Source organism: Kandleria vitulina DSM 20405 (assembly GCF_000702065.1).
Taxonomy (GTDB): Bacteria; Bacillota_I; Bacilli_A; order Erysipelotrichales; family Coprobacillaceae; genus Kandleria; species Kandleria vitulina.
Window position 1 is genome coordinate 66,836 of sequence record NZ_JNKN01000001.1, and the last position, 15,005, is coordinate 81,840.

Consider the following 15,005-nt stretch of genomic DNA (forward strand, 5'->3'; position numbering starts at 1 on the left):
TGCCTCCTATTTTTTAAGCTGTTCTTCAAAATAATGAGAGATCATTGTATCGTAGGCAGCTGTTTTTGAATATGCCTTATAAGCAAGATTCATACGGAATTTTAAGTCAGCTGTATTATTATGGATAGCATCCAATACATCTGAATAATCAGCTGGATCACTGACAATGAATACATCCTTGAAGTTCTTAGCAGCACTTCTGATCATTGAAGGACCACCGATATCAATATTTTCAACCATTTCTGGTAAATCTGCACCTTTTTCTAATGCTTTATCGAAAGCATATAAGTTACAGCAAACCAAATCAATTGGTGTAATATTCATTTCTTTGATTGTTTCTACATGTTTAGGATCATCTCTTCTATAAAGAAGTCCACCATGTACTTTTGGATGAAGAGTCTTTACTCTACCATCTAAGATTTCAGGAAAACCTGTTACATCTTCAATTGAGATAGCCTTTACGCCACCTTCAACTAACGCTTTGAATGTTCCTCCTGTAGAAACAATTTCAAAACCTTCTTTTTCAAGACCTTTTGCGAATTCTACAATTCCCGTTTTATCAGTTACTGACATTAGTGCTCTTTTCATTATTTGATCTCCACTCTTTCATTTATGACCTGTAATTGACCATTGCAGAATAATCTTACTGCTTCTGGCAATAATATATGTTCTTCCCTTAATACTCGTTCCTGGATTTCTTCAGGAGATTTTACATCGCTGATATCTACAGCTTTCTGTAGGATGATTGGTCCACCGTCAACTTCATTGCTGACGAAATGAACCGTACATCCAGAATATCTGACACCACGCTTATAGACAGCTTCATGGACATGCATTCCATAATAGCCTGGTCCACAGAAGGCAGGAATCAAGGAAGGATGAATATTGATGATTTTATTTTCATACTTAGCAATTGTCTTCTCCCCTACAATTGCAAGATATCCAGCAAGGACAATAAGATCAATCTTCTCTTCCTCAAAACGAGCGAGAATTTCATCTTCATCTCTGATCACTTCTGCCTTAATATTATGTTTTCTTGCTCTCTCTAGACCATAAGCCTTTTTTCTATTGGAAATAACAAGCTTAATCTCACCATTGATTGAGCCTGCTTCACATGCATCGATGACTGACTGCAGATCCGTACCTCCTCCTGAAATACAAACTGCAATATTTAGCATAGTGTAACTCCCTTTTCACCGTTTGATAATGAACCTACAATATAGCATTCTTCTCCTGCTTCTTTGATAGCCTTCATAGCTGTATCTACATCACTAGGATCTAATGCAATAACCATTCCTAACCCCATGTTGAATGTGTTATACATCATCTTTTCTTCTACATGACCATTTTTAGCAATCAAATCAAAGATTGGCAAAACAGGATAACTATCTTTCTTGATAGTAGCATGAATACCTTCTGGCAACATTCTTGGTACGTTTTCATAGAATCCTCCACCAGTGATATGTGAGCATCCTTTTACCTTTACGCCAGCATTTTTTACATTCTTAAGTGCCTTAACATAGATTCTAGTTGGTTCAATTAACGCTTCCCCAAGTGTTTTACCCAACTCATCATAATATGTGTTTAATGATTCTTCAGTCATGTCAAAGACTTTTCTTACAAGAGAAAAACCATTTGAATGTACGCCGCTAGAAGCGATACCAACAAGGATATCTCCATCTTTCATTGTCTTTCCATCAATGATTTCTTTCTTCTCAACGACACCTACTGCAAATCCAGCTAAGTCATAATCTTCTTCAGGCATCAAACCTGGATGTTCAGCAGTTTCTCCCCCGATTAAAGCTGCTTCACTCTGTTTGCACCCTTCTGCAACACCTTTAACGATAGTCGCAATCTTTTCTGGATAGTTCTTTCCACATGCAATGTAGTCTAAGAAAAATAATGGTTCTCCCCCCGAACATGCTATATCATTTACGCACATTGCGACAGCATCAATACCGATTGTATCGTGCTTATCCATAATCATGGCCAATTTGACTTTTGTACCACAGCCATCTGTTCCTGACAGCAATACAGGTTCGTCATATTCCTTAATTTTAGAAAGATCAAAAGCACCTGCGAAACCACCAAGTCCCCCTAAAACTTCTGGTCTCATAGTTTCTTTAACATAACCTTTCATTAATTCAACTGAACGATATCCTGCTTCGATATCCACGCCTGCTTTCTTGTAGTCCATAGAGTTCTCCTTCTATTTATTTTCCATTCTTGCTAAGACAGCCTTATATGTTTCAATTAAATCACCAATATCCTGTCTAAATACATCTTTGTCGTATTTCTTATTAGTGTTAACATCCCATAAACGGCATGAGTCTGGTGAGATTTCATCAGCCAATAGAATTTCGCCATCAGCAGTCTTACCAAATTCAATCTTGAAATCTACAAGCTTTAAATTTAAAGACAAGAAGAATTCTTTTAATAATTCATTAATCTTTAATGTAGAAGCTTTGATTTTAGCATATTCTTCTCTAGTACATAATGACATTGCTACTGCATGATCTTCATTAATTAAAGGATCACCGTATTCATCATTCTTATAGCTGATTTCGAAGATTGGTTCTTCTAATACAAGTCCTTCCTGACATCCAGTACGACGACAGAATGAACCTGTTGTAATATTTCTGACAATCACTTCCAATGGGAAGATTTCTACTTTCTTTACTAAATCATCTGTATCAGATAATTTCTTGATAAGATGAGTCTTGATTCCAGCTTCTTCAAGCATATCGAAGATAATACCTGAAATTGTATGGTTCAAGATACCCTTTCCAGCAAACTGATCATGTTTTACACCATTACCAGCAGTAGCATCATCTTTGTAATGCATGATAATTTCATTTTCATTTTCAGTTTCGTAAATTTGTTTAGCCTTTCCATCGTACAATAATTTGCCTAATTCCATTGTCCTATTCTCTCCTTAATATCTTTCTCTAATATCCTGATCTGTCTTAAGACATGCGTCTTCCTGTTCTTTTCTGAATGCTTTTAGCTTCTCGCTTAATTTTGGATATTTAATACCCATGATCTGCAATGCAAGATAAGCAGCATTCTTTCCCCCGTTAATTGCGACTGTCGCAACTGGTACGCCACTTGGCATCTGAACGATGCTCATTAACGCATCCAAGCCATCAAAAGCTACCGCTTTTAGTGGCACACCGATGACTGGCAATACAGTCATAGATGCGACTACGCCAGGTAATGCAGCAGCCATACCTGCTGCAGTGATAATTACATCTGTCCCGTTTTCATTACATTCGTTTACACATTCTTCTAATGCCTTATGCGCACGATGTGCGGATAAAGCTCTTACTGTAACTTCTGCACCAAAGTCTTTTAAGATGTGAATGCAAGCTTCCATCTTATCTGCATCTGAGGCAGAACCCATAATAATTGCAACTTTCATTGTATCCTCCTAGAACAATCCTACAATTGTGCCATCTTCATTTATATCCATGTGATTAGCAGCTGGATCTTTTGGCAGACCTGGCATTCTCATGATTGAACCTGAGATTGCGACGATAAATCCTGCACCTGTATTTGGAATAAGATCATTGATTGTAACTGTGAATCCTTCAGGTCTTCCAAGTAGAGATGCATCATCTGATAATGAGTACTGTGTCTTAGCAACACAGATTGGCAAATGATCCAATCCCTGTTTAGTTAATGTTCTTAAAGCTGTCTTTGCTTTCTTAGTAAAAGCAACATCTTTAGCCCCGTAGATTTCACTTGCAATTGTCTTGATCTTTTCTTCAATAGAAAGATCTAGATCATAAATTGGATGGTAATGTGATTCTTCATTTTCAAGTACATCTAATAATGTCTCAGCTAATTCAAGACCACCTTCTCCACCTTTAGCCCATACTTCTGAGATTGCGACTTTAGCGCCATCTTTTTCACAGATTTCTTTTAATAGCTCTAATTCAGCTTGTGTATCTGTTGGGAATGCATTAATAGCTACTACTGATGGTAATCCATACTTATTAATATTTTCAATATGTTTTCTTAAATTTTCAATACCGTTCTTTAATGCTTCAAGATTTTCTTCTGAAAGATCTTTTTTATCTACACCACCATGCATCTTCAAGGCACGAATTGTGGCTACGATTACAACGGCATCAGGCTTAAGTCCGGCCTGACGGCATTTAATGTCAAGGAACTTTTCAGCGCCAAGATCAGCACCGAAACCAGCTTCAGTAATGGCATAATCACCAAGTTTCATAGCAAGTCTAGTTGCCATGACTGAGTTACATCCATGAGCGATATTCGCAAATGGACCACCATGTACAAATACTGGAGTATGATCAAGTGTCTGAACAAGATTTGGCTTAATGGCATCTTTTAATAATAGAGTGACAGCCCCTGTTGCATGAATATCATTCACTGTAACTGGATTACCGCTTCTGCTGTAAGCAACAATCATACGTCCTGCTCTTTCTTTTAGATCTTCAAGAGAAGTTGCTAAACAAAGAATAGCCATGACTTCACTCGCTACCGAGATATCAAAACCATCTTCTCTTGGTACACCATTCATTTTGCCACCCATACCGATGACAATTTTTCTTAAGGCACGATCATTTAGATCGACGCATCTTTTCCATACAATACGTCTTACATCAATATCTAATGGATTGCCCTGCTGAATAGAGTTATCTAGCATTGCGGCAATAAGATTATTAGCAGTTGTAATAGCATGAATATCACCAGTGAAATGAAGGTTGATATCTTCCATTGGTACAACCTGTGCATATCCTCCACCAGCTGCACCACCCTTGATTCCAAAACATGGACCAAGACTTGGTTCACGCATAGCTACAACGGATTTCTTTCCCATTAAGTTAAGTGCCTGAGATAACCCAATCATTGTTGTTGTCTTCCCTTCACCAGCTGGTGTTGGGTTGATTGCTGTTACCAGAACAAGCTTTCCATTTTCATTGTTTTCTACCTTCTTGAGCGTATCAAGCGAAACCTTTGCTTTATATTTTCCATAAAGTTCTAGATCATCATCGCTTAGACCTAGTTTTGCTGCTACTTCAGCAATTGGTTCCATTTTTGTCTGCTGTGCAATTTCTACATCAGTTAACATGATTAATCCTCCCTGTCACTATTCTATCACATCCCGATGAGAGCTCCTAAAACCAAAAAAAGAGCCTACTCATCCAGGTGCTAGCCCAGACGGTCGACTCCTTAACATTATACTTCCATGTGGTTCTTTCCACTTTCCGTCAGTCGTATAACTGAGTAAATAATAGCATTAATTCCTACAGTTGACAACACACTTTTATCTATTTTTTTACCATCAGTCCTGCCCTCACTTCTTCGTAATCCCTTTCAAAATCACACTTGTAAGTTCTCGTTAAATGATAGGATGAATTATTTCCCATCAATACAGTATTATTTTCAAAACTTCTAATTTGCATAAGGTTCACATAAATCCCTTTTCTCACCTGTCTAAAATGGTGATTATACAAAAATTTCTTATCTTTTCTAAATGCATGAAGCCCCAAAGAATAGGTTCCATAATAAGTATACAAAGTCACCTTGCGATTTCTCATCTCTACCACATAAATTTCCTGTGTACTAAAGATCAAAGGATTCCCATCAACATTAATATCCACTACCGTGTGATTATAGGGACAACAATAGTAAAAGCGCAGTCTTATGGCCTCTAGACTTTCTTCACTGTAATCATGGATAACATCATCTGCTCTTAATTTGATAGCTTCCAGATAATGATCATTATTTTGTGTAAAATATATAGCATAAATATTTGAATAATATTTTACTTGACTTAATAAATCAAGTTCATCTTCTACTAGAACAATACTGCTTTCATTGCGTCTACAGAAATTTAATAGTCTTTCTTTGCTTGAACAGAGGATAAAATTGACATTCTGATAAATTCTCATCAGCTTATCATGCAGTAAATTATCTTTTATATAACAAAACACTTTTTCACTCATTCCAACCACCTAATATCATTTTAATATCTTTTTGAATTAAATGAAATACCAGGCAAAACATTTCTGTACACCAAATAGTAGCAAAAAAAAGCTGTAATGAAATATCATTTCATTACAGCCTCTATTCAATAATTATTTTGCTAAAGCTTCTTTAGCAGTATTAACTAATGTAGTGAATGTTTCAGGATCACAGATTGCGATTTCTGATAACATTTTTCTGTTGATTTCGATGTTAGCTAATTTTAAACCGTGCATTAACTGAGAGTAAGAGATTTCGTTCATTCTAGCTGCAGCGTTGATACGTGCAATCCATAATTTTCTCATTTCTCTCTTAAGAGTTCTTCTATCTCTGTATGCATACTTCATTGAATGCATAACCTGCTCATGAGCAGTCTTATATAATTTATGTTTAGCTCCAAAGTAACCTTTAGCTAATTTAATGGTTTTCTTTCTTCTACGTCTAGTTGTATAGTTTCCTTTAACTCTTGCCATTCCTGTTTCCTCCTACTTCTTAGATTCTAGATTTGATTCTCTTGTAATCTGATGGATGTACTGTACCAGATTTTGCTAAGTGTTTTTTCTGTTTATGAGTCTTGTTAGCAGCTAAGTGTGAAACGTAAGCATGGCTTCTCTTTAATTTTCCGCTTCCAGTCTTCTTTAAACGTTTTTTAAGACCGCTATGAGTTTTCATTTTTGGCATAATTATATCCTCCTACTATTTGCTTTTCTTAGGTGCGAGCACCGCAGTCAATGTTCGCCCCTCCATTTTTGCTGGCTTTTCAATTGTACAGAACTCTTCACATTCTGCCACAAAATCATCAAGTATTTTCTGTCCGATGTCGATGTGTGCCATCTGTCTACCTCTAAATCTGACCGCAATCTTGACTTTATCACCTGCTTCAAGCCATTTCAAAGTACGTTTTAATTTAACGTTCTTATCATGAACATCGATCGTAGGTGATAACTGTGTTTCTTTTACAGATACCTGTTTAGAGTTCTTTCTCATTTCTCTAGCTTTCTTCTGCTGTTCGAAACGATATTTTCCATAATCCATGATTCTGCATACTGGTGGTTTTGCTTTAGGTGCAACGCATACTAAATCAAGTTCTGCATCGTATGCTTTCTGCTGAGCATCTCTCGAGCTCATTGTTCCAAGCTGTTCCCCTGTGCTGTCAATCACAAGCACTTCCTTAAATCGGATTCTTTCATTAACCAAATCTTCATTTTTCTTTGGTTTTGTTCTGTCATACCTTCTGATAAAAGCCACCTCCATTTATTGCTTTTTTTCAAATAAAAAGTGAGCGCATGCGCACCCACTTGTCCTTAAAGAATAATCTTTGTGACATTTGCCCACCAACTGAGTCAATCGGGCGAGAAGTAGGTACTTCTTCTTTCCACTTTTTATTTACTTGTACATAATAATCAATTCTTTTAAGACTGTCAACTATTTTTTTAATTTTCCTGTCACTTTATAAAAAGTCTCTGGCATCTCTGCCTTAAATGTCATTGTCTTATGCGTAAACGGATGTTCAAATGCAAAGATATTCGCATGAAGCGCAAGTCTTCTAATCGGATTCGTCTGTGCGCCATATTTTCGATCTCCTGCAATTGGATGTCCTAATGAGGACATATGAACACGAATCTGATTCTTTCTTCCTGTTTCAATAAAGACATCAAGTAAAGTATAACCTTTGACATTCTTTAAGACATGATAATTTGTGATAGCCTTCTTCCCTTTCTTATTAGAAACATAGACTTTTTGCATCTTGTTTTCAGAAAGATAATTCTCAATACGACCATCTTTCTTGATAGTCCCTTCTACAATCGCCTGATAACTTCTTTCTAATACATAATCATTCCAGTTATGAGTAAGCTCTTCATAGAGCTTCTTGTTTTTCACAAACATCATAACACCTGATGTATCCTGATCTAAACGATGAACAAGATACGCTTTTTCTTTCTTTTTCTTCAAGTAGCCATTAACAATCATAAAAGCAGTCTCACTTTTATTATGCATGGTCTGTTCAGAAACCAAGCCACTTGGCTTATTGATCACAATAATCTCTTTATCTTCATAAAGAATAGGGAAAGGAAGATCCTGTCTTGATTTTTTTCCTAGTTCTACTTCATCACCAGCATGCAGAAGAAAAGCATGATAGCTTTCGCTTTTCCCATTGACAAGTACCTGATTAAACTTTAACGCTTTCTTTAAATCATTTCTTTTCTTTGATGTTGCTTCTAAAAGAAAATTTAACAATTCTGTTTCCTGTGTAACTTTATATTTCATAATGCTTAAGATACTCTCTTACTTCCTGTTCTAGATTGCTTGCACCTTTCTTTAATAATTCATGAAGCGGTGCTTCTTGATGATTGATACATCTTATATCATAAAAGCCAGCTTCTAGTAAAGCCTCTTTATCTTCTACTTTACCAGCAAACCCTACGACTTTCTTATTATACTTTTTAGCTAGCTCCAATACACCCTGAGGGGTCTTGCCCATCAGTGTCTGATGATCCATGCTGCCTTCTCCGGTGAATACAAGATCAGCTTCCTTGATTGCTTCTTCTAGATGAGATAATCTTGCCACCTCATCAAATCCACCTACCAGTTCTCCATTTAAATAGGCCACAATCGCAAATCCTAATCCGCCAGCGGCACCCGCACCAGGATAATTGCGTTCATCCTTATGGAGAACTTCAGCACTTTTATTGGCATAATGTGTCATCGCTTTTTCTTGAAGCTCTAGATCCTTTACACCCTTTTGTGCACCAAAGACCATTGTTGCACCTTGTTTTCCAAGTAAGGGATTATTAACATCACAGATGCCCTTGAAGGACATGTATTTAAATTGTGGTACACGGATATCTTCAATCGACGACAATGTTTCTCCAGTAGGAATAAATTGTCCGTCTTTATTATAGAACTCCACACCCAATGAAGAAAGAAAACCTGCTCCTCCATCATTGGTAGAAGATCCACCCAAGGTAATAATAAACTCTCTTGCTCCATGATCATATGCATAACGCACCATATCACCTATCCCTCTTGTCGTTGTCTTGCTGCCATTTCTCTTATCCTCAGCAACAAGATCAAGTCCACAGGCCTGGGCACATTCAATAATCGCAATCTTATCTGCAATAAGAAGCGATGCTTTTGTTTTATTAAAAGGGCCATGAACCTCTAGGTTATGAATATCTCCTTTCAAGAATGACTTGATAGCCTCAAGTGTTCCTTCTCCGCCATCAGCCATCGGCTTAATAATCACTTCATGATCAGTCGCTCTTTGAACGGCCAACCCTGCTTCATAGGCACTCATGCTTTCTTTAAACGAATCAAATGCTGCCACAATTTTCATTATCCTTGCCTCCTTTAAAAGAGTATATCATAAAAACACAGGCATAGCCTGTGTTTAGTTCTGTGAGAATTCAGAAAGCTCAAGACCTGGATTACGATCTGTAGCCCAATTAATTCCCCAAGTATTAGAGAATAACAATAATGTCTTTCCTTTTAAATCCTGTACATATTTTGTATCAGATGAAAGGTTCAATGTCTTCACATCAATATCTGTATTATCAATCCATCTGATAAACTGATATGGCAATGGTGTATTGACGATTTCTACATTATATTCATTCTTAAGTCTGTAGGCTAATACTTCAAACTGAAGAACACCAACAACACCGATGATAATTTCTTCCATACCGCCACCAAGTTCAGTAAAGATCTGAATAGCTCCTTCCTGAGCAATCTGAGTGATACCTTTTACGAACTGTTTACGTTTCATCGTATCAGTGTTTCTGATACGAGCGAAGTGTTCTGGTGCGAATGTTGGAATACCTTCAAACTGGAATTTCTTTTTACCAGTTAGAATTGTATCACCAATAGAGAAGATTCCTGGATCAAAGACCCCGATGATATCTCCAGAGTAAGCTTCCTGGATTTCTTCACGTTCATCAGCCATCAAGCTCTTAGACTGATTAAGCTTAATCTTCTTTTTACCTTGCATATGATAAACTTCCATACCTTTTGTAAAAGTACCTGAAGTGATTCTCATGAAGGCCATTCTATCTCTATGACGAGAATTCATGTTTGCCTGAATCTTAAACACAAAGGCACTGAATTCTTCTGACATTGGATCAATTTCTCCAATATCACTCTTACGAGGTGCAGGTGCTTCAGAGAAATTCAAGAAATGTTCAAGGAATGGTTCTACCCCAAAGTTAGTTAAAGCGGAACCAAAGCATACTGGTGATAATTGTCCATGATGAACTTTATCTAAATCAAAGTCAGCACCAGCACCATCTAGAAGTTCTACGTCATCCTGAAGAATCTGGAAGTAATCTTCACCGATTGCTTCTTTTAATTCAGGATCATCAACAGAAGTAACAACTTCCTTTACTTCTTTTCTTCCTCCGGCAATGGATTCAAAACGAATGACTTCTCTTTTTTCACGTTCATAGACACCCTTGAATTCTTTACCACAGCCAATTGGCCAGTTGATAGGATATGTTTCTACACCTAATTCCTGTTCAATTTCTTCTAATAATTCATATGGATCCTTGGCTTCTCTATCCATCTTGTTAATAAATGTAAAGATTGGAATATGTCGCATTGCACAAACCTTAAATAATTTTCTTGTCTGGTCTTCGACACCCTTTGATCCATCGATGACCATGACTGCACTATCAGCAGCCATAAGTGTACGATAAGTATCTTCCGAGAAATCCTGATGTCCCGGTGTATCCAAAATGTTGATGCAGTAGCCATCGTAATTGAACTGTAAAACTGAACTTGTAACAGAGATACCACGCTGTTTTTCAATTTCCATCCAGTCAGATACTGCATGTCTCATATTTTGTTTTCCCTTTACCATTCCGGCTTCCTGAATGGCTCCTCCATATAAAAGGAACTTTTCAGTAAGTGTGGTTTTACCGGCATCCGGATGGGAAATTATTGCGAATGTTCTTCTTTTGCTTACTTTATCTGTAAATGCTGACATATTCATCCTCCCTTAACTCATGCTTAAACATGATATTTCAAGACTAGTTATTTGTCAAAGGAAAATCACAAAAAACTATCAAAGAATCATAAAAAAGAAAAGATGCAGCACCTGCTGCATCTAGAACGCGAAGCATCCATTAATAAAGATTGGCTTTTCTTCTCCATCTTCAGTAATAGCTGTGATAGAAAGATCTTTTGTACCGATCATGAAATCAACATGTGTTACTGAGTTGTTGACACCTTTTTCTTTTAATTGATCAAAGTTCATATCATAGCCACCTTCAATACATTCAGAAAAACCTTTACCAAGTGCTAAATGGCAAGCAGCATTTTCATCAAATAATGTATTATAGAATAAAATGCCAGTTTCTCTAATTGGTGAATCATATGGCACAAGGGCAACTTCACCTAAGTAATGAGCGCCTTCGTCACTTTCAATGATTGAAGCTAATGTATCTCTTCCTGATTTTGCATCATACTCTACTGCACGTCCATCTTTAAAGCGAATATAGAAATCTTCTACTAATGATCCATTGTAGTTAAGTGGCATTGAAGCGTAGACAATGCCTTCAGTCTTAAGATAATCTGGAGAACTAAAGATTTCTTCTGTTGGCATATTTGGGAAAGAATAGACACCATCAGTGGTATAGCTTCCTCCTCCAGCAAACAGGTAACCTTTATTCATTGAAACATAAAGATCTGTCCCTAAGTCATTAGTATAATGTAAAGTCTTGATTTTCATTTCATTTAAGATCTTTACACGTTCTTCAAATGACTGACGGTGTTTATCCCATGTTGCAATTGGATCTTCTGTATCAACATAAGTGACATGATAAATAGCATTCCATAATGCTTCCATCGCTTCTTCATCACTCATATCAGGGAATACTTTATTGGCCCATTTTAATGATGGTGCTCCAACAATGCACCAGCGATCAATCATACGATCTAAGTGATCATAAAATACATTGCACTCTGTATGCATGGCCACACTTCTTGCCATGACTTTCTGAGGATCAATGCCTTTTAAAAGTTCTGGATTGGCAGAAGTAATAGTCACAATGGCTGCATGCTTTAATGCGTAGTCATTGCGAAGATGTTTAATATAATCTGGTACTTCTTTAAAATAATCTACTTCATTATTTTCATATCTTAATCTTGTTAATGTTTCATCACTGTAATCAGGAATAACATCTCTTGCGCCTGCCTTGTAGGCTTCCTTGGCGATTTCTTTTACTAAAGGTGCGCACTCTACATCAGCTGAGATCACTAGATCTTGACCTTTCTGAAGATTGACACCTTGTCTAACTATTAGCTGAGCATATTTCTTTAGCATATTAACCCCTCTTTCTTATTCAATTGTACTAAAAAAAAGAGGAAATGCAACTGAGTTGCACTTCATTTTGTCACACTTTAAACAAAGAAGAGTCAATAACTTGTCAATTTGAATATATGTTTATGTTTTCTCTAAAAATAGCCGATTTTATCTCACTTATGGTCTAAAATTAACAAAAAATTTGCCTTTAAAGTTTCACTATGATAGAATAATGATAGCATTTACAGAATATACGTTTATTCAATTTCGCATACTAAATGCTTACATATGAATGAAGTATGGCTCGTTATGCAAGTTTATGAGGAGGAAGTATAGCAATGACTACAGGTAAAGTAAAGTGGTTTAAAGCTGACAAAGGTTATGGGTTTATCACAGCTGAAGGTAATGACAAAGACATCTTCGTACATTACAGCGCAATCAATATTGATGGATTCAAGACTTTAGAAGAAGGTCAGACTGTTGAATTCGACATCGTCGAAGGCGATCGTGGACCTCAGGCTTCAAACGTCACTGTTGTAGAAAACTAAAAAGGAGGCTGCCCTTCCAGGCAAGCCTTTTTTTATGCCATATAATGTTTTAATAATGAGAAAGTATTCATTACTGCATCCATGTGACTTCTTTCCATACCGTGGCTGTTGGCAACACCAGGACCAATCAATCCGCCTCTGATGTTCGCACCTGCTCTAAGTGCCGCACTGACATCTGAACCATAATATGGATAAATATCAATCGCAAAATTGATATTTTCTTTTTTGCATATATCCACAAAATCACTTATTAGTGCATAGTCATAAGGACCACTTGAATCCTTTGCACAGATGGATACATCATATTCACTGCAGTTTAGATCTTTACCAATACATCCCATATCAACCGCAATCAACTCTTCGATAGCTGGATTAATATAGCTTGAACCATGCCCTACTTCTTCATAAGTAGAAATAGTGATAATCCAATTATCCTTCGGTACAATACCTTCTTCTTTAAAATCCTTTAGAAGATTATATAAGATTGCCACTGAAAGCTTATCATCCAAGAAACGAGATTTAATAAATCCATTTTCAGTAATCGTTGTCTTAGGATCAAAGCAGATATAATCCCCTGTCATAATGCCAAGAGCTTCCGCTTCTTTTTTACTTGATACCTTTTCATCAAGAACAATATGCATATGTTCCTCAGTTCTTTCAAGTGAAGTTGAATCTTTATAGACATGCTTAGAACTGCTATCAGAAAGAATTGTTCCTGTGTATGTCTTATTTCCTCTTGTCTTAATAAGACAGTATTCTCCATCTAAAGTGGGTGATAGCGGACTTCCTACTAAAGTAAAGTTCAATGTTCCATCATCTCGAATACTGCGGACCATCAATCCTAAAGTATCCACATGAGCACATAATCCTTTAGTATGTTCACTTTTCCCTTCTACATAGATTTCAAGATTTCCTTTATTTGTTAAAGATGTCTTATAGCCAAGCTCCTTTACCTTCTTCTCCATAAAAGCAATTACATCACGTGTATAGCCAGTAGGTGAAGGAATTTCTAGAATAGTCTTGGCAAACTCTAATATCATTTGACCATTCATTTCCATGCCTCCTAGTTGCCCATTATAACACAAAGATATTATTTTTAATAAAAAGCAAATATTCTTTTTTATGAAAACGCTTTCTAGTATAATAAAGGTAACTTAAGAAATACATAAGGAGGATTGATCCCATGGACACATTAATCGAAAGCATAAGTGAAGTTCAAAACAATGATTCTAAACTCGTATTGATCGTTGGAAAACCAGGTAGCGGAAAATCAAAAATCATTCACGAATACAGTAAAAACACTGGTATCCCAATCGTCGATTTTTCAAAAGTATTCGCTAATAATACTAAAGATACAATGAATACAATGGACGAGTTCTTAAAGAATTATCGTTTTGATGTCCTATTGATTGATAATAAAACAGCGCTTTATGCCAGAAGCGAAGAAGATCTCAAAGATATTCTAGATGAAATTTCAAAGAAAGTTGTCGTTGTTTCTACTTGGAATGGATTTATAGAAAATGGACAGCTTACTCATATCGTCAATAATAAAGAAATCAGCTATCCAATAGATGGATCTTTTAAATATGTCCTAGTTTCCTAAAAATACGACTGCCTAAGCAGTCGTATTTATCTTTTCTGGATTTCTATTACATAAGGAGAAAGAGGCTTATTCATCATTCTATAAGTAGAAACATTATATTGCTTATGATCTAGTGCTGAAACATACTCATCAATCCACGCGGCTTCCTTCTTCCCTTCTTCATGTCCAATATAACAAACTACAAATAATACTTGCGTCATGGCATCTATTGCTTTTTTTAAGGCAACTTCGGTACTTGCGAGCACTGTTGTAATTTCATGAGAGAAAGATGGCAGGTATCCTAGATTAAAGACACCTATATCAAATGAAGAAAGATAATCATCAAGGTGTTCATGACTATCTTTGATCAGCTTCACATTATCATGTACAAGCTTCTTTCTCGTAGTCTCTAGGGCTTCATCCTGAATATCAAAGCTGTAGACCTGATCACACAGTTCAGATAAAAACACCGTATCATTGCCTTTTCCCATTGTGAAATCTGCACCGATTTCTCTTTTTTTATATGTGCTCATGCGTTCATGAACATATTCAACCATACTTAACATAAATATCTCCTTAA

General features: G+C 36.4%; 18 protein-coding genes and 1 riboswitch. Of the genes, 2 read left to right on the forward strand and 16 right to left on the reverse strand.

What is annotated here, in order from left to right:
* Positions 1–6: 6 nt before the first annotated feature.
* The 14 genes from T513_RS0100285 to T513_RS0100350 all read right to left on the reverse strand — a co-directional run bounded on the left by T513_RS0100285 (position 7) and on the right by T513_RS0100350 (position 12,316).
* The gene (locus T513_RS0100285) at positions 7–588 is read right to left on the reverse strand and encodes an IMP cyclohydrolase (RefSeq protein WP_029070122.1); all 582 of its coding nucleotides are present in this window, start codon (positions 586–588) and stop codon (positions 7–9) included.
* Positions 588–1,178, reverse strand: a complete 591-nt coding sequence (gene purN, locus T513_RS0100290; protein ID WP_029070123.1) for a phosphoribosylglycinamide formyltransferase — start codon at positions 1,176–1,178, stop codon at positions 588–590. Before purN ends, T513_RS0100285 begins: the two co-directional genes overlap by 1 nt.
* On the reverse strand, positions 1,172–2,197 hold the full coding sequence (purM, locus tag T513_RS0100295; protein WP_029070124.1) for a phosphoribosylformylglycinamidine cyclo-ligase: 1,026 nt from the start codon (positions 2,195–2,197) through the stop codon (positions 1,172–1,174). Before purM ends, purN begins: the two co-directional genes overlap by 7 nt.
* Positions 2,198–2,209: 12 nt before the next feature.
* Positions 2,210–2,920: a phosphoribosylaminoimidazolesuccinocarboxamide synthase gene (gene purC, locus T513_RS0100300; RefSeq protein ID WP_029070125.1), complete on the reverse strand. Its 711-nt coding sequence runs from the start codon at positions 2,918–2,920 to the stop codon at positions 2,210–2,212.
* Between the two features lie 15 nt (positions 2,921–2,935).
* A complete protein-coding gene (gene purE / locus T513_RS0100305) occupies positions 2,936–3,421 on the reverse strand; it encodes a 5-(carboxyamino)imidazole ribonucleotide mutase (RefSeq protein WP_031588479.1) in 486 nt (161 codons plus the stop codon).
* A gap of 9 nt (positions 3,422–3,430) precedes the next feature.
* Positions 3,431–5,101 (reverse strand): formate--tetrahydrofolate ligase, encoded by a 1,671-nt coding sequence (locus T513_RS0100310; RefSeq protein ID WP_029072433.1) that lies wholly within the window; start codon positions 5,099–5,101, stop codon positions 3,431–3,433.
* Between the two features lie 76 nt (positions 5,102–5,177).
* Positions 5,178–5,258, reverse strand: a riboswitch (ZMP/ZTP riboswitch).
* 42 nt (positions 5,259–5,300) lie between these two features.
* The gene (locus T513_RS0100315) at positions 5,301–5,978 is read right to left on the reverse strand and encodes a LytTR family transcriptional regulator DNA-binding domain-containing protein (RefSeq protein ID WP_029070128.1); all 678 of its coding nucleotides are present in this window, start codon (positions 5,976–5,978) and stop codon (positions 5,301–5,303) included.
* 132 nt (positions 5,979–6,110) lie between these two features.
* A complete protein-coding gene (gene rplT, locus T513_RS0100320; protein WP_029070129.1) occupies positions 6,111–6,470 on the reverse strand; it encodes a 50S ribosomal protein L20 in 360 nt (119 codons plus the stop codon).
* A gap of 19 nt (positions 6,471–6,489) precedes the next feature.
* Entirely contained in the window at positions 6,490–6,678 is a 189-nt protein-coding gene (rpmI, locus tag T513_RS0100325) for a 50S ribosomal protein L35 (RefSeq protein ID WP_029070130.1), read from the reverse strand.
* 15 nt (positions 6,679–6,693) lie between these two features.
* Positions 6,694–7,251, reverse strand: a complete 558-nt coding sequence (gene infC / locus T513_RS0100330) for a translation initiation factor IF-3 (RefSeq protein WP_029070131.1) — start codon at positions 7,249–7,251, stop codon at positions 6,694–6,696.
* Between the two features lie 171 nt (positions 7,252–7,422).
* Entirely contained in the window at positions 7,423–8,265 is an 843-nt protein-coding gene (locus tag T513_RS0100335) for an RluA family pseudouridine synthase (protein ID WP_031588480.1), read from the reverse strand.
* Entirely contained in the window at positions 8,255–9,334 is a 1,080-nt protein-coding gene (locus tag T513_RS0100340) for a glycerate kinase family protein (RefSeq protein WP_031588481.1), read from the reverse strand. The genes T513_RS0100335 and T513_RS0100340 overlap by 11 nt, the downstream gene beginning before the upstream one ends.
* A 54-nt stretch (positions 9,335–9,388) precedes the next feature.
* Positions 9,389–10,978, reverse strand: coding sequence for a peptide chain release factor 3 (locus T513_RS0100345; protein WP_031588482.1), 1,590 nt, complete (start codon positions 10,976–10,978; stop codon positions 9,389–9,391).
* Between the two features lie 120 nt (positions 10,979–11,098).
* Positions 11,099–12,316: an aminopeptidase gene (locus tag T513_RS0100350; RefSeq protein ID WP_029070135.1), complete on the reverse strand. Its 1,218-nt coding sequence runs from the start codon at positions 12,314–12,316 to the stop codon at positions 11,099–11,101.
* Between the two features lie 317 nt (positions 12,317–12,633).
* Here T513_RS0100350 and T513_RS0100355 point away from each other — a divergent pair, with 317 nt between their 5' ends.
* Positions 12,634–12,843 (forward strand): cold-shock protein, encoded by a 210-nt coding sequence (locus tag T513_RS0100355; protein ID WP_029070136.1) that lies wholly within the window; start codon positions 12,634–12,636, stop codon positions 12,841–12,843.
* A gap of 32 nt (positions 12,844–12,875) precedes the next feature.
* Here T513_RS0100355 and T513_RS0100360 read toward each other — a convergent pair whose 3' ends face one another.
* Entirely contained in the window at positions 12,876–13,895 is a 1,020-nt protein-coding gene (locus T513_RS0100360) for a M42 family metallopeptidase (protein ID WP_029070137.1), read from the reverse strand.
* Between the two features lie 131 nt (positions 13,896–14,026).
* On the opposite strand from T513_RS0100360, the gene brxF reads away from it, so the two are divergent.
* Positions 14,027–14,446: a BREX-3 system P-loop-containing protein BrxF gene (brxF, locus tag T513_RS0100365; RefSeq protein ID WP_031588483.1), complete on the forward strand. Its 420-nt coding sequence runs from the start codon at positions 14,027–14,029 to the stop codon at positions 14,444–14,446.
* A gap of 26 nt (positions 14,447–14,472) precedes the next feature.
* Here the strand turns inward: brxF and mnmM are convergent, their stop codons facing one another.
* The gene (mnmM, locus tag T513_RS0100370; RefSeq protein ID WP_031588485.1) at positions 14,473–14,991 is read right to left on the reverse strand and encodes a tRNA 5-(aminomethyl)-2-thiouridylate-methyltransferase MnmM; all 519 of its coding nucleotides are present in this window, start codon (positions 14,989–14,991) and stop codon (positions 14,473–14,475) included.
* Positions 14,992–15,005 lie beyond the last annotated feature (14 nt).